Here is a 19,330-nt window from a genome sequence, read left to right on the forward strand (position 1 = left end):
CCCCCCCCCCCCCCCCCCCCCCCCCCCCCCCCCCCCCCCCCCCCCCCCCCCCCCCCCCCCCCCCCCCCCCCCCCACGTTCGGTCAGGCGAGGTGCCAGCGCTGGCCCTCGCGGGTGTCCTCGATGGTGAGCCCGGCAGCCTCGAGCCGGGCGCGGATCGCGTCGGCCTCGGCGTAATCCCGCCGGGAACGCGCCGCCGACCGCAGGTCCAGCACGATCTGCATGACCGCGTCCAACGCCGGGCGAAGTTCCGCCCCGGCCATCGGCCACTGCTCGAGCGGATCAAGCCCGAGCACAGCGAGCATCCGCCGCGTCACGTTCACCCAGCCGGCCAACGCCCGGCTGTGCGACTTCGACAGCACCTGGTTTCCCTGCGCCACCGCCCCGAACAGGGCGGCCAGGGCCCGACCAACGGCCAGGTCGTCGTCGAGGGCCGCGGCGAAGTCCGCCCAGGCCCGCGCCCCAGACACCGCGCAAGCCCCGTCCCGCCCGCCGGACCCGACGCTGCTGGTCCGCTCTCGACCACCCGGCTCCGGACCGTCGTCGGCGCCGAGCGCGGCGGCCTCACCCGGGCCGCCGAGGATGTCCAGCGCGTTGCGGACGAACGTCTCCACCCGGTCATGGGCCGCGGTCGACTCGGCGAGCGCCTCCGCGGTGTACTCCAGCGTCGAGCGGTAGTGCGCCGACAGCAGGTGGTAGCGCAGAACCTGAGGCCGCACCGCCTCCAGCGCATCGGCGACCAAGACCGAGTTCCCGAGCGACTTGGACATCTTCGTGCCACCGGTGGTCAGTAGACCCACGTGCATCCAGTACCGGGCCATCTCGTCCGTGGCGCCAGCCGCGCACAGGGTCTGAGCCCGCTCGTTCTCGTGATGGGGGAAGACCAGATCGAGTCCACCGCCGTGGATGTCAAAGGTCGGCCCCAGGTACTTGCCGGCCATCGCCGAGCACTCCAGGTGCCAGCCAGGCCTCCCGACGCCCCAGGGTGAGGACCAGGCCGGCTCGCCCGGACGGGCGGCCTTCCACAGCGCGAAGTCCCGCGGGTCGGCCTTGCCCGGCTCCGCCTCGGACGAGGGCAGCATGGACTCGGGCCGCTGGTGGGACAGCGCCCCGTAATCCGCGAAGCGACCGACGCGGAACCACACCGACCCCTGCCCGGGATAGGCGTAGCCGGAGTCGATGAGCGCGGCGATGAGCGCGATCATCTCCGGGATGTGGCCGGTCGCCCGCGGCTGGATGGTCGGCGGGAGGATACCCATCGTCCGGTACGCCTCGTCGAAGGCCCGGGTCTGCCGGGTCGCGAGCTCCCAGACTGAGGTGCCGTCCCGCCCGGCATTGACGATGATCTTGTCATCGATGTCGGTGACATTCTGGACCAGCGTCACGTCCTGCCCGGACTGCTCCAGCCAACGGCGCAGCAGGTCGAACGGCAGCGCCGTGCGCAGGTGCCCGACATGCGGCGCCGACTGCACGGTGGGCCCACACACGTAGACGCCCACGTGACCGGGGCGTAGCGGCTCGAATGGCCGCACACGCCGCCTGCGCGTGTCGTAGAGGTGGAGACCCATCTGTCAAGGGTACGGCTCCGGGCGGGCAGCCGAGCGGTCAGGCCGCGCCGAGGGGATGTCAGCCGACCGTCAACACCCGGTCCGCGACTACCCGGATGACCACTCGGGTCTCCTCAGGATCGTCCCAGCGGTAGATGTCCCCGGTGTACTTCAGCGACAGCCGGTTGATCAGTTCCCGGCCCCCCTCCTCAGCCAGCGTGGCGGTGCCGCGCACCTCCACATAGCTGTAGGGATCGTTCTGGTCGAGAAACATCAGACCCACCCGCGGATCGCGGGCGATGTCACGTTCCTTTGCCCTGCCACGCGCGGTCGACAGCAACAGGTCGTCCTCGTCACGATCCACCCAGAGCACGGTCATCCGGGGCGAGCCGTCCGCCTGCACTGTGGCCAGAACGACATAGGTCCGCGCGTCGGCAAGCGCCCGCAACGGCTCGGGAAGGCGTTCAGCCATGAGACTCCTCGGGAGCAGCCAGTCACCGCCCACCCTTTCACCCCGCCACGGCACGCCGCCGTCCGATGCCCGATCGGCATACCCGATCGGGTCATTGGTCCCTCTTTCAGGCCCGCACGACGAGCGCGGTGGCGATCGCCGCAAGGCCCTCGCCACGTCCGGTCAGCCCCAGGCCGTCGGTGGTGGTCGCGGACAAGCTCACCGACGCGCCGAGCGCGGCCTCCATGGCCTCCTGCGCCTCCAGCCGGCGGGCAGCCATCCGCGGCCGGTTGCCGATGACCTGCACCGAGACGTTCCCGATCACCCAGCCGGCGTCGGCCAGAAGCCGCGCGGTCTCACCGAGCAGCACCGCGCCGGAGGCGCCGGCGTACTCGGGCCGGTCGGTACCGAACACCTTCCCGAGATCTCCCAGGCCAGACGCGGTGAGCAGGGCGTCGCAGGTCGCGTGCGCCGCGACGTCGCCGTCCGAGTGCCCGGCGAGGCCGGTCTCTCCCGGCCAGCGCAGACAGGCCACCCAGCACGGACGCCCCGCGGCGAAGGGATGCACGTCCACCCCGATGCCGACGCGGGGCAGAACCGCCGTGGTGACCGTGCCCGGCGCCGGCGCCGGCGCCGCGCGACCGGCGGGGATCACCGCGTCCCGTCCCCGGCTCCCACCGCTGCCTGCGTCACTACCCGAATCCACGCTGCTGCCACCGCCCGGAACCACACCGTCTCCGCTCGACACCACGCCGCCCGAAACGGCGCCGCCCGATCCGTGCGCCGTGCCCGCGCTCATCCGAGCCTCCGCGCGTCCGTACCCCCGTAGGCCTCCACCGCGCCACTGTTGTTCCCCGTGGCGCTGTTGTTCCCCGTGGCGCTGCCGTCCGCCGCGGGCAGTCGGGCCAGCAGCGCCTCCGCGAGGACCAGATCAGGTGGCCGGGTCACCTTGAACGCCTCGTGCGCGCCGGGGATGGTCGTCACCCGCACGCCGAGCGCCTCCACGAGGCCCGCGTCGTCCGTCACCGGAACGTCCCGCAGGGCGTACGCGGCGGCCAGCACATCCCGACGGAATCCCTGCGGGGTCTGCACCGCGCGCAGGCCGTCCCTGGGCGGGGTACGGATCACCCGGCCGTCCGGGTCCACCTCCTTGATGGTGTCCGCAAGACCGAGTACGGGGATCACAGCCGGATGCCCGGCGATCACCGCCGCGGCCACCGCGTCCACGAGGGCGGGCGGAGTCAGTGGCCGGGCCGCGTCATGCACCAGGACCACCGAGATGTCCTCATCAACGGCGCTCAGGGCCCGGCGCACCGAGTCAACCCGCTCCGCCCCGCCGGCGATGACCCGCACGTCCCGGCCGAGTAGCTGGGCAACCACCTCGACCAGCGTCGGCGGCGCTGCCACGACGATCTGGGTCACCGACTCCGACCGGCGCAGCGCCTCGACGGAACGCACCAGCATGGGCCGGCCGCCCAACGGCCGCAGTGCCTTCGGGGTACCCCCGCCCAGCCGCTCCCCACGGCCCGCCGCCGGCACGATCGCCGCGACCCGAGCACCTCTCGCCCCCAGCTGGGGACTTCCGCCCATCACCAGACCTCCCGTGTGCCATCCACCACGAGAGCATCGCCTATCCCGCCGACCCCATGCGAACCGGCCGACCGCGAAGGGCGTACAAACATGCGTGGCCGGACTGTTCGGCTACGCCATCTGGACTGGCCCACGATCCCCCCAGGCCAGACCAAGGGGAATCGCCGCATCGGACGACGTCACTCGGCTGGACCTCGCGTCCGCCTATGGCGAGGAGCCGAAACCCGCGGTCGCCACCGCGTGCGGCGGGCCGCCGGGCAAGATCCGGCCGCACAGGCCACCGTGGAGAAAATTCTGGGCATGATCAGCCCCAGGAACACCCTTTGGGATCTTGAGGCCGCACGGCCCCAGGATCGCCGTCACGAACCGTGACCCAGATCGACTCCGGCCGACCGATGGCACTGCGCCATCCGCTCGACACTGCGCCATCCGCTGGAACTACCGTCCGCCGGCAGCGCCATCCACCGAACCTGGCTACCCCACCGAGCATGCCAGCGGAGTCCATCGGGCCGTCGAAACCGGCCGGGCCGGACGACTGCGCGCCCGAACCAGCCGGCCAGGACGGCCACAATGAATTTCTGTCTGGATATTCAGACCGATCAGCCGGCGAGAACCTCGTCGAGCATCGCCTCGGCCTTGTCCTCGTTGGTGCCCTCCGCAAGCGCGAGCTCACTGACCAGGATTTGCCGAGCCTTACTCAACATCCGCTTCTCACCTGCGGAAAGGCCGCGTTCACGATCGCGCCGCCACAGGTCACGGACGACCTCGGCAACCTTGTTCACGTCACCCGAAGCGAGCTTCTCGAGATTCGCCTTATAACGCCGGGACCAGTTTGTGGGCTCCTCGGTGTGCGGTGCACGGAGCACCTCGAACACCCGTTCCAGCCCGTCCTGCCCGACGACGTCGCGCACCCCGACCATGCCGACGTTGTCGGCCGGAACCCGGACTGTCAGGTCGCCTTGCGCGACCTTCAGCACGAGATAGAGTCTTTCCTCGCCCTTGATGACGCGGGTTTCAATCGCGTCAATCAGAGCAGCACCATGATGCGGGTAAACAACGGTCTCGCCGACTTGGAACGCCATGTGTCACGTGCCCCTTCCGCCTCTACCAGCGTAACACGCACGCATCGCCGCAGGTCAGACGCGCGCGGCGAGGGGCAACGCCTGCAAGGCCATGGTCATGACCACGACCGCGTCTTCCAGCACCGTTCGCTGCCACGGCACAGCCAGCCACAGATCGGCATCAGATCCACATCTGCGGACAGCAGCCACATCCCGCACTCGGTGGCCGACGGCGCTACCAGGTAAAACAGGACCCGCCAGGGTGAGGAGGGTTCAGTCAGACGCCCCGCCGTGCCAACCTGGGAAACGGTAGCGCGGGCCCGCCCCGACCACCCGCCGACACGGCGACACGGCGACACGGCGACGGCGACGGCGACGGCGGCGGCGGCCCGGCCCAGCCCAGCCTGCGGGTATGCCGCCCGCGGACGTCGCCAGCCGCCATACCGCGCACCCGTGACATCCCCGCGACATCCCCGTGACGTCCCAGCCATAGCGCCCCAGCCCCGAACCGAACGGGGCCGAACCCGCCAACCGACGCGCCGGTACGGCCGGTACGGCCGGTACGGCGGGTTCGGCCGGGGTGAGACTGCCCACGTCCCTGACCGGCCCATCGTGGCCGGTCGAGCCGGTCAGGGAGGTGCTCCGGCCCGTGCTGGACACCCGGGGACCCCCAGACCGGCCCAGATGCGAGCGGAACCCCTGCGCGGCCTGGGCACGTCCCGGTTCCGGATGGCTAGTGTTAGCCCCGCACGGAGACCCGCACCGGCCGACACCCGATCATCGCGATCATCAGGTCGTCACCGACCGGGTCTCCGCGTCCCGAGGGTGACCCGGCGGGCCGGTCCGACACGCCGGCGCCGGAATCGCCGTCGGGTGGGCCGTCCCCGCGACGGCTGTCGACCAGCACCGGTGTCTCCAGGCGCCGGTCTTGTGCATGAGGAGCCACCGAGCTGTGAGCCGCCGTCCGGGTGCCCGTATCTCGTCCGTCATCGCCGCCGGCGGCGCGCCGGCCCACCACGCGGCAGTCGGCGTCGGCACCGACGCCGCCCGGCCCGGCGAGTTCCGCCGCCGGATGGCCTCCCGTCGGGTGGGCGTCGCCCTGCTCGCCTCGGTGATCGGCGCGGCCGGCCTGACCAGCTGCGCCGCCGGAACCGACGCCCTGACCAACTACGCGCGCACCACCACGAACAGCACCGCGGGGGCCATCGGCGCCATCTCGCTGCGCAACGTCTATCTCGCTGGCCCGGTCAAGCAGGGCGGTTCGGCCCCGATCGTCTCGGCGTTCTTCAACTCGAGCGACTCGCCGGACACCCTCGTCTCGGTCACGTCGCCGAGCGCCGGCTCCGGCCGGGTGTCGTCACCCGCCGAGATCCCGGCCGGCGGCGGCCACGTCTTCATCGCCGACGGCTCGGCGCCGAGCCTGCAGGGCGTCCCCCGCGACCTGCTGATCGGCGCCCAGCTCCCGATCACGTTCACGTTCGCCAAGGCGGGCAGCATCACACTGCAGGTTCCGGTCGAGCCGGCCGCTCCGGGCGCCTCCGTCTCCCCCTCCGCGACCGAGGCCGCCCTGAGCCCGACATCGGCCAGCCCGCTGTCGACGAGCTCCGCCTCGCCGTCGACGTCAGCTCAGCCGGGCGCGTCCCTGAGCGCCGGGCCGACCACGCCTGCGTCCCCGGCGGCCGGGGCGAGCGTGCCCTCACCGTCCGCTGGCTGATCAGGCAGCGGACGCGGAGCCCCGAGCGAGCTTCATGATCTGGGTCCTGTCGAAGGCTGGAGAAGGGTCCGGCCCCCGGGTCCGCACCTGACTCTCGGCGTTTTTTCGTAGTCGGCTCGACCACAATCTGACGTCGCCGGCGGCCTCGCTATCACCGCGAGATCGCTACCTTTGGTGACCGAGATACGGAGATGACCGCGCGACAGCGGTGGCCGCGAACTGGGGTCACGCGGCATGCGACGTCCGGCACCGTCGGGCGGGCGCGGGCGCGGCGTGGACGCCGCGGTGGCAGCGAGGGCGCCGAAGTGTCGGACGCGGCGGCTAACGTGGCGGCCATGACATCGAGTCGGGCCTCCGGTGCGCCGCGTCCGTCAGCGCGGGCGGCCACAGGAGCGTTCCGGTGCGGCAGCTGTGGGGCGGAGTCCGTGCGGTGGGCCGGTCGCTGCGTCCGGTGCCAGGCGTGGGGGACGTTGGAGGCCCAGGCGCCGGCGCCGCGGCGCGGATCGGCGCTCGGCAGCAGGCGGGGTGGGCTCGGTGGTGGCGCCGGCGGCATGGCTGGCGCCGCCGCGGTCACCGCCCCGGCTCAGCCAGTGATGGAGGTCGATGTCTCGGCGGCCCACCACCGGCCAACGGGGGTCGACGAGCTGGACCGGGTGCTCGGCGGTGGGCTCGTCCCCGGCGCGGTGATCCTACTGGCCGGTGAGCCGGGGGTGGGCAAGTCGACCCTGCTGCTCGAGGTCGCGGCGCGCAGTGCCGCGGGTGGGGCGCGGGCACTGGTCGTCACCGGTGAGGAGTCGGCCGCGCAGGTGCGGCTGCGAGCCGGGCGGACGGGCGCACTGCACGACGACCTCTGGATCGCCGCCGAGACGGATCTCGGCGCGGTCCTGCGCCACGTCGAGGAGGTCGCCCCGGCTCTGCTGGTGGTCGACTCGGTGCAGACGATCTCCGTGGCGGGGGTGGAGGGCGCCCCCGGCGGGATCACTCAGGTCCGTGAGGTCACCGCCGCGCTGATCCGCACGGCGAAGGCGCTCGGGCTCGCGACGGTGCTTGTGGGGCACGTCACCAAGGACGGCGCGGTCGCCGGGCCACGGCTACTCGAGCACCTGGTGGACGTCGTGCTCCACTTCGAGGGCGAGCGGCACTCGACGCTGCGGCTCGTGCGCGCCGGCAAGAACCGGTACGGGCCAGCGGACGAGATCGGCTGCTTCGAGATGGACGACGCCGGCATCCACGGCATCGCCGACCCGAGCGGTCTGTTCCTGTCTCGTTCGGGCTCCGGCGTCGGCGCGGCGGTGCCCGGAACGTGCGTGACGGTGACGATGGAGGGGCGCCGGCCGCTGGTCGCCGAGGTGCAGGCACTGGTTGCCGACTCGTCCGCCCAGGTGCCCCGGCGCGCGGTCTCCGGGCTCGACCCGGCTCGGGTCGCCATGATCCTCGCCGTCGTCGAACGCCGGGTCGGGATCCGGCTCGGCCGCAGTGACGTCTACACAGCCACCGTCGGCGGGGTGCGCCTCGCGGAACCCGCCGCTGACCTCGCGACCGCGCTCGCGGTCGTGAGTGCGATGCGGGACCGGCCGCTGCCCGACGACCTGATCGCGCTCGGCGAGGTGGGGCTCGCCGGCGAGGTCCGGGCCGTGGGTGGGGTGCCGCGCCGGCTCGCGGCCGCGGCCAGGCTGGGGTTTCGCCGGGCTCTGGTGCCCGCCGGCTCCCTGCCGTCCGGTCTCGGCCCGGCGTCCAGTTCCAGGGCGGGTTCCAGCTCCCCGGCCGGGGCCTACTCGGGGGCAGGTCCCGCACAGGGCGCGCCGGGTCGCGAAGGAGCAGGCACGGGTGCTTCGGGCTCGACAGGTCGCCCCCTGCGTGCGGTCGGCCCGGACGACCAGGCCCGGGGGCGTACCGGCGCGGGGGCTGCCAGCACGGGGGCGGTCTTCGAAGGCATGACCGTCACCGAGGTGCCCGATCTGGTCGCCGCTATTACACATATGTACAAAACGTAGAAATTAAAGATGTCGCTTTCGTGGACTTTCGTTACCTTATGATTGCGGACCCCCAACTCCGTTCGCCCCGATAGCATCGCGGCAGAGGCGGAGACGGCGGGGGAACCATGGAGCTGAGGGAGCCTGATGGCAGGACCACCCGGAGACGACATCTTCCGGGCGACACTGGCCGCGGTCGCCCCAGGAACCCCCTTCCGTGACGGTCTGGAACGCATCCTGCGCGGCCACACCGGCGCCCTGATCGTGCTTGGGCACGACAAGGCTGTCGAAGGCCTGTGCACCGGCGGCTTCGAACTCGACGTCGAGTTCTCGGCCACCCGGCTGCGGGAGCTGGCGAAGATGGACGGCGCGATCGTGCTGTCATCGGACCTGCAACGCGTTGTGCGGGCCGCGGTCCATCTGGTCCCGGACCCGACGGTGCCCACCGAGGAGTCGGGAACCCGACACCGCACGGCGGAGCGGGTCGCGAAGCAGACCGAATACCCCGTCATCTCGGTCAGCCAGTCGATGCACATCATCGCCCTGTACGTCGCCGGGCGGCGCTACGTGCTCGACGGATCGGCCGCGATCCTTTCCCGGGCGAACCAGGCACTGGCCACCCTCGAGCGCTACAAGCTGCGCCTCGACGAGGTGGCGGGCACCCTGTCCGCCCTGGAGATCGAGGATCTCGTCACGGTCCGCGACACGATCTCCGTGAGTCAGCGTCTCGAGATGGTGCGCCGCATCGCCGACGAGATCGAGGGTTACGTCGTCGAGCTCGGCACCGACGGACGGCTGCTGTCACTGCAGCTTGAGGAGCTGATGGCCGGGGTCGAGACCGAGCGCGAGCTCACCGTGCGCGACTACCTGCCCGCCGGGTCCCGGGCCGGGTCGGCCACGCAGGTGCTCACCGAGCTGTCGGCGATGTCTCCCACCGACCTGCTCGACCTCACCGTGCTCGCCCGCGTGATCGGGTTCTCCGGCGGGGCGGACATTCTCGACCGGCAGATCAGCCCACGCGGCTATCGGATGCTCGCAAAAGTCCCCCGGCTGCCCCGGCTGGTCGTCGATCGGCTTGTCGAGCACTTCGGCACCCTGCAGAAACTGCTGGCCGCCGGCGTCCACGACCTGCAGATGGTCGACGGCATCGGCGAGGGGCGGGCCAGAGCCGTGCGGGAAGGGCTGTCCCGGCTCGCCGAGTCCAGCATCCTCGAGCGCTACGTCTAGCCGCCGCGGCCGGGTGCGCCCCGGGCCACGGGGACCTGCACAGGGATGGCACCATGGCCGGGATGACCAGCGTGACCCATGAGGTTGAGGCGGAACCGGCCGCGCACCACGCTCTGATGAATCCGGTCGCCCGCACGGACCCGGCGGCGCCGAGCACCCCGGTGGAGCGCGCCGTCGACTCTGCGGGGCTTGGCGGGCTGGTGCTGGACTGGTTCGCTGGGGCCGCGCGGGATCTGCCCTGGCGTCATCCCGGGACGACGCCGTGGGCGGTGCTGGTCAGCGAGGTGATGCTGCAGCAGACGCCAGTCAGTCGGGTGCTGCCCGTGTGGGGGACGTGGCTTGCCCGCTGGCCGACACCGGCGGCCCTGGCCGCGGAGGCATCCGGCGAGGCTGTACGGGCCTGGGGGCGGCTCGGCTACCCGCGGCGCGCACTGCGGCTGCATCAGGCGGCCAGCGCCGTCGTCGAGCGGCACGCCGGGGAGATCCCAGCCGACGTTGACGCCCTGCTAGCCCTGCCTGGCATCGGCACGTATACCGCTCGCGCGGTCGCGGCGTTCGCCTTCCGCCAGCGGCACCCGGTCGTCGACGTCAACGTGCGCCGGCTGTACGCGCGAGCCGTGGAAGGCCGGGCCGATCCGCCCACCACCGTCAGCCGCGCAGACCTTGCCGGCGTCGCCAAGCTGCTCCCCGCCGACCCCGAGAGCGCAGCACGCACCAGCGCCGCGCTGATGGAACTCGGTGCGCTGGTGTGCGTGGCCCGCGCGCCGCGATGCCCGGCGTGCCCGCTGCAGGAACAGTGCGCCTGGTTGCGGGCCGGCAGCCCCGCCGGCACTGGCCCGGCCCGGCGGCCGCAGGGCTACGCCGGCACCGACCGCCAGGTCCGCGGCCGGCTGCTTGCCGTCCTGCGTGACGCGGACCATCCCGTCGACCGGCACCTGCTCGACCAGGTCTGGGAGGAGCCGATCCAGCGCGACCGGGCGCTGGCCGGGCTGCTCGACGACGGCCTCGTCGTGCGGATCGCCCCGGGCGTCTACGCCCTGCCGTCCTGAGGCTCAGGACGAGCCGGAGGCGGCGCGGAAGCGGTAGCCGACGCCGCGGATGCTCTCGATGATCGTAGGTTCGCCGGCGGCCTCGCCCAGGCGACGACGCAGCCGACGGATGTGGACGGCCAGGGTGTTCGTCTCGGTGTGCGCCGAGCCCCAGACCTCGCGGAGCAGGGTCTCGCGTGGCACCACCCGCCCGGCCTGTTCCAGCAGCAGGGCGAGCAGCCGGAACTCTCGCGGGGGGACCGACACCAACGCGCCGTCGAGGCGTACCTCGTGCGCGGCCCGGTCGAGGAGCACCGGGCCACCACGCAGGACCTCGAAGCCGCCCCCGCGTGCGTACGCCGCCCCGGCCCGGTACGGACGCAGGCCGCCGACCATCGCCAGGACCTCGGTGACCCGGTACGGCTTGCTGACACAGGCGCTCGCCCCGGCGTCCAGACCCGCCGCGGCGGCCGGCCGGTCGTCGGGGCCGACCGCGAGCAGGATCGGTATGTCGTCGTGGCCGGCGGCGCTACGCACGGTACGCACCACGGTCACCCCGTCGACGACGGGCAGCCGGGCGCTGATCAGCAGGGCGTCGGGCTGGCGCAGGCCGATCTCCAGCAGGGCCAGGGCCCCGTCCGCGACCACGCTGACCGCCACACCGCCGCCGACGATGGCGGCGAGCATGCCGTCCTCGACCTCGGAATCGGCGATCAGCAGGGCCGGGCCGAATGGCCTTCCCGCCGCCCCGGCCGCCGCGTGCTCGCCCGGGCGCCCACGCTCTCCCGTCGACCTGTCCCTGCCCAACAATCCGTACTGACCCGATGGCACATGCTCGCCCGCGAACGGCGCACGTTCCCCCGCCGGCCCGCGGTCTCCCACCGGCCCGTGCTCCGCCGCTGACAGACCGGGGCCCGTCCGCGTCGGAACCATTCTTCCGACTCTCTTCTCCGGTCCGTGTATCCCGCCGGCGGTCAGCCGAACCGTCCGGAGACGTAATCCTCGGTTCGCTTCTCCGTCGGGTTGGTGAAGATCTTCGAGGTCTTGTCGAACTCGACGAGCCGGCCAGGGTCGCCGGTCTTCTCCAGCGAGAAGAAGGCGGTCGCGTCGCTGACCCGGGACGCCTGCTGCATGTTGTGCGTGACGATCACGATCGTGAAGCTGGACTTCAGCTTGTTGATGAGATCCTCGATCGCCAAGGTCGAGATCGGGTCGAGCGCCGAGCAGGGCTCGTCCATGAGCAGCACCTGCGGCTCGACGGCGATCGCCCGGGCGATGCACAGCCGCTGCTGCTGACCGCCGGACAGGCCGGCACCCGGCCGGTTCAGCCGATCCTTGACCTCGTCCCAGAGATTGGCGCCCTTCAGCGACTCCTCGACCCGCTCGTCGAGCAGCGCCTTCTTCCGCACCCCATTGAGCTTCAGGCCAGCGATCACGTTCTCGTAGATGGACATCGTCGGGAACGGGTTCGGCCGCTGGAACACCATTCCGACCGTGCGGCGGACGTTCACCGGGTCCATGCCGGCCCCGTAGAGGTCCTCACCGTCCAGGAGTACCCGCCCCTCGACCCTGGCTCCCGGGAGCACTTCATGCATCCGGTTGAGCGTGCGCAGCACCGTGGACTTTCCGCACCCGGACGGCCCAATGAATGCGGTGACGTTCTTCGGCTCGATCGTGAGGTTGACGTCGGACACGGCCTTGAACTTGCCGTAGTACGCCGTCAGCCCGGTTACCTCGATACGGGTGGCCATGACAACCTCGACTCACGCTCTGTGCTGGACGCTGCTCGGTGGACGGACGGTGTTCGCTGTACTAACGGTGTTTGCTGTACGGATGGTGCTCGACGAGCAGCAGGAGAGGCAGCGGACGGGCCGGCGACGGCGACGGCATCGGCGCGGCCGCCGGCCCGGGTCAGGATCACTTCAACCGGTTACGTCCGGCGAACAGCCGGGCGATGAGGTTGAGCACCATGACGATCACGATCAGAACGAGCGCGGCCGACCAGGCCCGGTCGATGGCGGACTGCTGCGGCTGACCGGCCTGCGAGTAGATGTACAGCGGCAGCGAGCTCTGCGGGCCGGAGAACGGATCGCTGTTGATGAGGTTCGACCCGAAGACGGTAAGCAGAACCGGGGCGGTCTCGCCGGAGACCCGGGCCACCGCGAGCATGACTCCGGTCACGATACCCGGCAGCGCGGTGGGCACGACCACCCGCAGGATGGTCCGCCACTTGGGCACCCCCAGCGCGTAGCCGGCCTCGCGCAGCTCGTTGGGCACGAGCTTGAGCATCTCCTCGGCCGAGCGCACCACCGTCGGGATCATCAGGACGACCAGGGCCAGCGACCCGGCGAACCCGGAGAAGCCCTGGTCCAGCGCCAGCACCCAGAAGGCCAGCACAAACAGACCGGCGATGATCGAGGGTAGGCCGGTGAGCACGTCCACGAAGAAGCTGATCACCCGACTGATCCGGCCGCGGCCGTACTCCACCAGGTAGATCGCGACCAGCAGGCCGAACGGCACGGCGATCACACTGGCCAGCAGGACCTGCTCGACCGTCCCGATGATCGCGTGGTAGATGCCACCACCGGCGTCGCGTGCGCCGATGCCGTTCATCGAGTGGGTGTAGAAGGACGCGACGTGGAACCGCTTCCAGCCCTTCATGACCACGCTGGCGATGATCGCGATCAGGGGAACGACCGCCAGCAGGAACGTGGTGTAGACCAGCGTCGTCGCGAAGCGGTCCCGGGCCCGGCGCGAACCCTCGATGGAGATGGAGCTCGCGGTCATCGCGATCACGAAGATCAGCGCGGCCATCAGTACAATCTGGATCTCGCTGTCGACCGGCGTCAGCAGGTAGATCAGCAGCGAGACGACCACGGACCCGGCGCCGACGGCGAGGGGGGTCCAGCGGGGCAGGGTCCGGCCGCGCAGGTTCAGGCGGTCCTCGCCCGCCACCGCGGGCTCGGGAACGGTCGCGGTGCTCATGCGGAGCTCCCGGAGAATTCACGGCGGCGCGCGACGATCGCCCGCGCGGCGATGTTGACGAGCATGGTGACGATGAAAAGCACGAGACCGGACGCGATGAGTGCGCCACGGCCGACGGTGTTGGCCTCACCCCAGCCGTTCGCCACGTTGGCGGCGATCGTGTTGCCGGCGGGTTCGAGCAGGTGTCCGGAGATGCTGAACGAGGCCGGCAGAACCAGTGCGACGGCGATCGTCTCGCCCATGGCCCGGCCGAGGCCCAGCATCGACGCACTGATCACGCCTGGTCGGCCGTAGGGCAGGACCGCGGTGCGGATCATCTCCCAGCGGGTGGCGCCGAGGGCCAGGGCTGCCTCCCGGTGCGCGATCGGCACCTGGAGGAAGACCTCACGGGACAGCGCCGCGACGATCGGAAGGATCATGATCGCGAGAACCACACCGGCGACGAAGTACGAGCGCCCGACCGAGTCCGCGTCGAACAGGGGGATCCAGCCGAGGTAGTCGTTCAGCCAGAGCTGGACGCCGGTCATGTGCGGGGCGAGCACGATCAGGCCCCACAGGCCGTAGACGACACTCGGGACCGCGGCGAGCAGGTCGACGACGTAGCCGAGCGCCGAGGAGAGCTGGCGGGGCGCGTACACGGTGATGAACAGCGCGATCCCGACCGCGATCGGCACCGCGAGGATCATCGCGATGGCCGCGGTGACGACCGTGCCGAACAGCGTGGCGCCGACACCGAACTTCGGCGTGGGGTCGTTCGGGAACCATTCCTTGGTGGTGAGGAAGTTGCCCTTGTTGACGTCCAGGGCATGGGTGGCCTTCAGCACCAGGAACAGCGCGATCGCGACGATCAGCGCCAACAGCGCGAACCCGGCCGCTCTGGTGAGGTTCTTGAAGACCACGTCGGCCGTACCGACCTTGGCATTTCCGATGGGGGCCTTACCGGTAGGACCCTTACCAGCAGGCTCAGTCAACGCGTTGGGTGACGCCGACGGCGACTCACCGCTCGGCGGCCCGTCTGTCGGCGGCCCGTCTGTCGGCGGGACTGTCGCCGAAGCGGCCCCCCGCGGCTCGGCGGTGTCCGCCGAGCTGTCCGGCTCCGTCGTCATGGTCCTCTCCTTGGTACCCGAACGGGACTTCCGATCAGGTCCCGGTCGCGCGGGTGCGGCGGGACGTCGCTGCCATGGCCGCCGTACATCGACGAACCCGCGGTGGGGCTGGTGCAGCCCCACCGCGGGTGCCGGCCGGGCCGGTCAGGTGGTACTTCAGGTGGTGCTCGGCCGCCGGGGCGGCGGTTCCGGCACCGCGGTCAGCGGAGTCCGGACCGTGCCCCGCCGGTGGCCGTCGGTGGCTCAAGGCTCAGCTGGCCGAGGGCCTGTCGGGCCGGGGATCAGGCGGGCCGGGGATCAGTCGGACCGAGAGTCAGGACAGCTTGGCGACGGCGGCGCGGACCTGGGTCGCGACGCTCGACGGCAGCGGCGCGTAGCCGAGCTCGGTGATCGACTTCTGGGCCTCGTCCGACGCCGTGTAGGTCAGGAACGACTTGACCAGGGCGGCCTGGTCGGCCGGCAGGCCGGAGGTGCAGGCGATCTCGTAGGTGACCAGGTAGATCGGGTAGGCACCCTTGACCGAGCTCGAGTAGTCGAACTTCAGAGCCAGGTCGCCGTTCGTACCCGCCACCGTCGCGGTGCTCAGGCCCAGCGAGGCGGCGTCGGTGCTCGGCTCGACGTACTCGCCGGCCGCGTTCTTGACCTTGACGGTGGACAGGCCCGCGTTCTCCGCGTAGGAGAGCTCGGCGTACCCGATGGAGTTCTGGGTGGACTTCACCGTCGAGGTGACGCCGTCGCTTCCCTTGGCACCCTGGCCGCCGGGAGCCTTCCAGTCAGAACCCGAGTCGAAGGTCCAGGCGCTGCCGCCGGCACCCTTGAGGAACTTGGTGAAGTTGTCCGTCGTGCCGGAGCCGTCGGAGCGGTGCACCGTGGCGATCTTGGCCGAGGGCAGCGAGGCTCCGCTGTTCTCCGCCTTGATCGCCGGGTCGTCCCAGCTCGTGATCTTACCGGAGAAGATCCCCGCCAGCGTCCCCGCGGACAGCTGCAGGTCCTTCACGCCGGACAGGTTGTACATCAGCGTGACCGGGCCCGCGGCCATCGGCAGGTCCACCGCCGAGCCGGGCGCGCAGCGCGCGCTGGCCTGAGTCGCCTGCGGGTCCTTGAGCGCCGAGTCGGAGCCGGCGAAGGAGACCTGCTTGGAGATGAACTGCTGGCGCCCCGTCGACGAGCCGGTCGACTGGTAGTTGATCGTCGCGCCGGAGCACTTGCTCTGGTAGTCCTTGACCCACTGGTCAACGGCGTTCTTCTGCGCCGACGAACCCGACCCGGTGATCGAGCCCTTGGCACACGAGATGGTGCTCGCGCTGGACGTGGCCGTCGTGGACCCGCCCGTGTCGTTGTTGTCGTCAGTTCCACATGCTGCCGCCACGGTGAGTAGAGCCACCATCGCGGCCCCGGCTGCGGCCTGACGCCTGCCTAGCTTCACAAGCAACCCTTCGTCCCAACGCCATGATCGGCGCCGAATGTTGTCCGCCCCCCGGACCGGGGTGCCGGCGAGAATCGAAGCGATCCAGAGTGAACGAAGGATGAACGGGCGCATACGCCAACTGGTCACCAACCAGAACACATCCATGTCGGAGGATTTACGACCCGGTGGCATCCGTCACCTCCCGCGTCACGACGACAAAAAGTATAATTAATCTCTACGGAGGGTTACATTCAAGCGCCGCACGCGGTCCCGACCGGCCGCAATCGAGCTCCAGCACGAGGGCGGTCCAGGCCGTCGCCTCGTCGGGATGATCACACCGCCGGACAATTCGCGGACTAGAGAGTGACAAGTAGGCGTGGCGTCGCGGACAGTGCCGATGTGGCGCCGCACAATTAGGCCGTAGGCAGCCAGCCACCGTCGAGATTCGTCCGCAGGCCGCTCTCCCACGCCTCGGCACCGACCGGCCACGCCGGCCGCACGTCCTTTTTGTCTACTTCATGGTCATGAAGGGACATCGAGACGGTCGAGCCGGATGTTCTGGCAGCACCGAATGTTCACCCACGCGCCACATGCCCACGCCTGGCCCACTGCGTCCGGCCGCACAGTGGGACGCAGCCGGCGAAGCGGCCAAGCCGCGCGCAGCGCTACGCAGATGATCAGGATGTTCGACTGCGGTTACCCGACGTCCGTTCTGCCCCCAGATCTCCCGTAGCCTTTCCCGCTCTTCCATGATTTGCTGTCAAGCAACATCGAAGTTGCTGAAAGTATTGTGGAGATATCCGCTGGGCTTATCCAGCGCGCTCATCAGTCGAATTAATCACTGAAAGGAATCATCCAACAACCGATAGCGACATATGGTGGCGCTGTCGGCGCCGGCACCTTCCTCGGCCGCCTTGCCGAGGCACCACGCCATTCGGCACCGCACCGGCTGTCACTCCGCCTGCACCGCACCGCCTGCGCCACCGCCGGTACACACCAGCCCGGTACACACCAGCCCGGTGCAGACCTGACCGGTGCAGACCTGACCGGTACAGCACCGCCCCCGCTACGCCCTGCCTGGCACAACCGATCTACAGGAGGACAGCCGAAAGATGAACACCGTCGACAGCGACGATCTCCTGCCCGAGCCTCGCCCAGGCTTCGGTGGTCGCCCCCCGTCCCTCGCCGAGGTGACCACGGTCGATGACGGCGGGGCCGTGCGACACGAGCTGACCCTTGCCCCCGGGGCCACGGCGGCGGACCTGACGACCGCCATGATTCTGGTCCCGCCGGCGGCGAGCCTGGTGAGTCACCATGGGGATGTCGACGTCTCGCTGGTGTTCCGGGAGGCGCCGGTCGGCCCGGACCGCTCCTGAGCTTGGCCCGGCCCACCGTCCCGGTCCTCCCATATCGCCGACCGGGCCGGGATCGGGCCCGGCCCAGCGCAGAACTGTCGTGCCGAGGCAATATCGTGGAGCGGTGGCTGTACTGACTCCCCGAGCGACCGACTTCCCGCGCTGGTACCAGGATGTGCTCGCCAAGGCCGAGCTGGCCGAGAACGGCCCCGTCCGCGGCACCCAGGTCATCCGACCGTATGGCTACGCGCTCTGGGAACGGATGCAGGCCGAGGTCGACGCCCGGATCAAGGCAGCGGGCGCGCAGAACGCATATTTCCCGCTGTTCATCCCGGAAAGCTACCTGCGCCGGGAGGCCGAGCATGTCGAGGGCTTCAGCCCGGAGCTCGCTGTCGTCACCATCGGCGGCGGGAAGGAGCTCGAGGAACCGGTCGTCGTCCGGCCCACCAGCGAGACCGTGATCGGCGAGTACCTCGCCAAGTGGACCCAGAGCTACCGGGACCTGCCGCTGCTGCTCAACCAGTGGGCGAACGTCGTCCGCTGGGAGCTGCGTCCGCGGTTGTTCCTGCGTAGCAGCGAGTTCCTCTGGCAGGAGGGCCACACCGCGCACGCCGACGAGGCCGACGCCAGCGCCTACGCCCGCCGCATCGCGCTCGAGGTCTACCGCGACTTCCTGACGAGCGTCCTCGCGATCCCGGTGTACGTCGGGGTGAAGACCCGACGGGAGCGGTTCGCCGGCGCCACGAACACCATGACCTGCGAGGGCATGATGGGCGACGGCAAGGCCCTGCAGATGGCCACCAGCCACGAGCTGGGCCAGAACTTCGCCCGCGCCTTCGACATCGATTTCCTCGGTGCCGACGGCGCCCGCCATCTCGCCTGGACGACGTCCTGGGGCTGCTCCACCCGCATGGTGGGCGGCCTGATCATGGCGCACGGGGACGACGGCGGCCTACGCGTCCCGCCACGCCTAGCCCCCACCCAGGTGGTGGTGCTCCCGGTGCGTGACGATGAGGCCGTGGTGAGCGCGGCGCGGGAGCTGGTCTCCTCGCTCACCGGCGCTGGCGTTCGCGTCCAGCTCGATGCCCGGCCCGGCCTGTCCTTCGGGCGACGGGTCACCGACGCCGAGATCAAGGGCATCCCCGTTCGGGTGGAGGTGGGCCCGCGCGATCTGGCCGCCGGCACCGCCACCCTGGTCCGCCGCGACATCTCCACCAAGACACCGGTCCCACTGGCCGAGGTCACCGTGCGCGTTCCGGCCCTGCTCGACGAGGTCCAGGCCGCTCTGTACGCCGAGGCCGTCCAGCTGCGCGAGAACCGCACCACGGACGTCACCACCATCGCCGACGCCGCGGCGGCCGCCGCGACCGGCTTCGCCCGCATCCCCTGGTCGACGGTGGGTGAAGAAGGTGAGTCACGCCTCGCCGAGGATGCCCTCACCATCCGCTGCCTACAGACCGCCGACGGCGAGATCCCCACCCCCGGCGCCTCCGCCGACGACCTTTTCGCCCTGGTCGCCCGCTCCTACTGACGCCCTCCCGGCCCGGCACCCATCCGCGGCCCAGGCCCACCAGCCCCCAGGGGGCCCCGCCCCCCGCCCGGGGGGGGGGGGGCGGGGGGGAGGAACTGGCGACCCCCTGCCCCCCCCGGCCCCCCCCGCCGGCCCCCCCCCGCCCCCCCCGCCCCCCCCCCCCGGGGCGGGGGGGGGGGGGCCCCTGGGCACCATCCCCGGCGCCGGCCGCCGGCCGCCGGTCACCCCGCAGGCGCAGTCTGCTCCCCGGTCCGGCCCGGCCCTCCGGTCCCGGCCGGACGGCCGGCGCACCCGCCGGTGGGGACCCACCCGGTCCTCGTCACCCGCGGCGCGCCCCGCGCAGAGCGTTAGCCGA

15 protein-coding genes and 1 pseudogene are annotated in these 19,330 nt (G+C 71.1%); 6 read left to right on the forward strand and 10 right to left on the reverse strand.

The features are described from left to right. Window positions 1–82 precede the first annotated feature (82 nt). From cysS to MXD95_RS21775, 5 genes are all read right to left on the reverse strand, one after another. Window positions 83–1,567, reverse strand: coding sequence for a cysteine--tRNA ligase (gene cysS / locus MXD95_RS21755; protein WP_250642543.1), 1,485 nt, complete (start codon window positions 1,565–1,567; stop codon window positions 83–85). A 58-nt stretch (window positions 1,568–1,625) separates the two neighbouring features. Beyond that, window positions 1,626–2,018: a PPOX class F420-dependent oxidoreductase gene (locus MXD95_RS21760; RefSeq protein WP_250642544.1), complete on the reverse strand. Its 393-nt coding sequence runs from the start codon at window positions 2,016–2,018 to the stop codon at window positions 1,626–1,628. A gap of 106 nt (window positions 2,019–2,124) precedes the next feature. Then, window positions 2,125–2,649 carry a 2-C-methyl-D-erythritol 2,4-cyclodiphosphate synthase gene (gene ispF / locus MXD95_RS21765; protein WP_250642637.1) on the reverse strand — a complete coding sequence of 175 codons (525 nt, stop codon included), beginning with the start codon at window positions 2,647–2,649 and terminating at the stop codon, window positions 2,125–2,127. 143 nt (window positions 2,650–2,792) lie between these two features. Beyond that, complete coding sequence (gene ispD, locus MXD95_RS21770; protein WP_250642545.1) at window positions 2,793–3,587, reverse strand: 2-C-methyl-D-erythritol 4-phosphate cytidylyltransferase; 795 nt, start codon at window positions 3,585–3,587, stop codon at window positions 2,793–2,795. Between the two features lie 599 nt (window positions 3,588–4,186). Further along, window positions 4,187–4,669, reverse strand: coding sequence for a CarD family transcriptional regulator (locus MXD95_RS21775; RefSeq protein ID WP_009741775.1), 483 nt, complete (start codon window positions 4,667–4,669; stop codon window positions 4,187–4,189). 931 nt (window positions 4,670–5,600) lie between these two features. Here MXD95_RS21775 and MXD95_RS21780 point away from each other — a divergent pair. The 4 genes and pseudogenes from MXD95_RS21780 to MXD95_RS21795 all read left to right on the forward strand — a co-directional run bounded on the left by MXD95_RS21780 (window position 5,601) and on the right by MXD95_RS21795 (window position 10,611). Then, window positions 5,601–6,362, forward strand: coding sequence for a copper chaperone PCu(A)C domain-containing protein (locus MXD95_RS21780; protein WP_250642546.1), 762 nt, complete (start codon window positions 5,601–5,603; stop codon window positions 6,360–6,362). Between the two features lie 335 nt (window positions 6,363–6,697). Then, window positions 6,698–8,086: pseudogene (radA, locus tag MXD95_RS21785) on the forward strand (DNA repair protein RadA); the annotation flags it as partial. Between the two features lie 396 nt (window positions 8,087–8,482). Next, the gene (gene disA, locus MXD95_RS21790; protein ID WP_250642548.1) at window positions 8,483–9,562 is read left to right on the forward strand and encodes a DNA integrity scanning diadenylate cyclase DisA; all 1,080 of its coding nucleotides are present in this window, start codon (window positions 8,483–8,485) and stop codon (window positions 9,560–9,562) included. Between the two features lie 62 nt (window positions 9,563–9,624). Then, window positions 9,625–10,611, forward strand: a complete 987-nt coding sequence (locus tag MXD95_RS21795; RefSeq protein ID WP_374122106.1) for an HhH-GPD family protein — start codon at window positions 9,625–9,627, stop codon at window positions 10,609–10,611. Between the two features lie 3 nt (window positions 10,612–10,614). On the opposite strand, the gene MXD95_RS21800 is transcribed toward MXD95_RS21795, so the two are convergent. The 5 genes from MXD95_RS21800 to pstS all read right to left on the reverse strand — a co-directional run bounded on the left by MXD95_RS21800 (window position 10,615) and on the right by pstS (window position 16,107). After that, window positions 10,615–11,472, reverse strand: a complete 858-nt coding sequence (locus MXD95_RS21800; RefSeq protein ID WP_374122103.1) for a winged helix-turn-helix transcriptional regulator — start codon at window positions 11,470–11,472, stop codon at window positions 10,615–10,617. Between the two features lie 92 nt (window positions 11,473–11,564). Beyond that, a complete protein-coding gene (gene pstB, locus MXD95_RS21805) occupies window positions 11,565–12,341 on the reverse strand; it encodes a phosphate ABC transporter ATP-binding protein PstB (protein ID WP_250642550.1) in 777 nt (258 codons plus the stop codon). Between the two features lie 166 nt (window positions 12,342–12,507). Beyond that, window positions 12,508–13,575: a phosphate ABC transporter permease PstA gene (gene pstA, locus MXD95_RS21810; protein WP_250642551.1), complete on the reverse strand. Its 1,068-nt coding sequence runs from the start codon at window positions 13,573–13,575 to the stop codon at window positions 12,508–12,510. Then, entirely contained in the window at window positions 13,572–14,681 is a 1,110-nt protein-coding gene (gene pstC / locus MXD95_RS21815) for a phosphate ABC transporter permease subunit PstC (protein WP_250642552.1), read from the reverse strand. Before pstC ends, pstA begins: the two co-directional genes overlap by 4 nt. Window positions 14,682–14,994: 313 nt before the next feature. Continuing rightward, a complete protein-coding gene (gene pstS, locus MXD95_RS21820) occupies window positions 14,995–16,107 on the reverse strand; it encodes a phosphate ABC transporter substrate-binding protein PstS (RefSeq protein ID WP_250642553.1) in 1,113 nt (370 codons plus the stop codon). Window positions 16,108–17,201: 1,094 nt separating this feature from the next. On the opposite strand from pstS, the gene MXD95_RS21825 reads away from it, so the two are divergent. Both MXD95_RS21825 and proS read left to right on the forward strand, forming a co-directional pair. After that, window positions 17,202–17,465, forward strand: coding sequence for a frankia-40 domain-containing protein (locus tag MXD95_RS21825; protein ID WP_250642554.1), 264 nt, complete (start codon window positions 17,202–17,204; stop codon window positions 17,463–17,465). Between the two features lie 103 nt (window positions 17,466–17,568). Beyond that, window positions 17,569–18,975 (forward strand): proline--tRNA ligase, encoded by a 1,407-nt coding sequence (proS, locus tag MXD95_RS21830; RefSeq protein WP_250642555.1) that lies wholly within the window; start codon window positions 17,569–17,571, stop codon window positions 18,973–18,975. Window positions 18,976–19,330: the final 355 nt, after the last annotated feature.

It is taken from the genome of Frankia sp. AiPa1 (assembly GCF_023243075.1).
Lineage (GTDB): Bacteria > Actinomycetota > Actinomycetes > Frankiales > Frankiaceae > Frankia.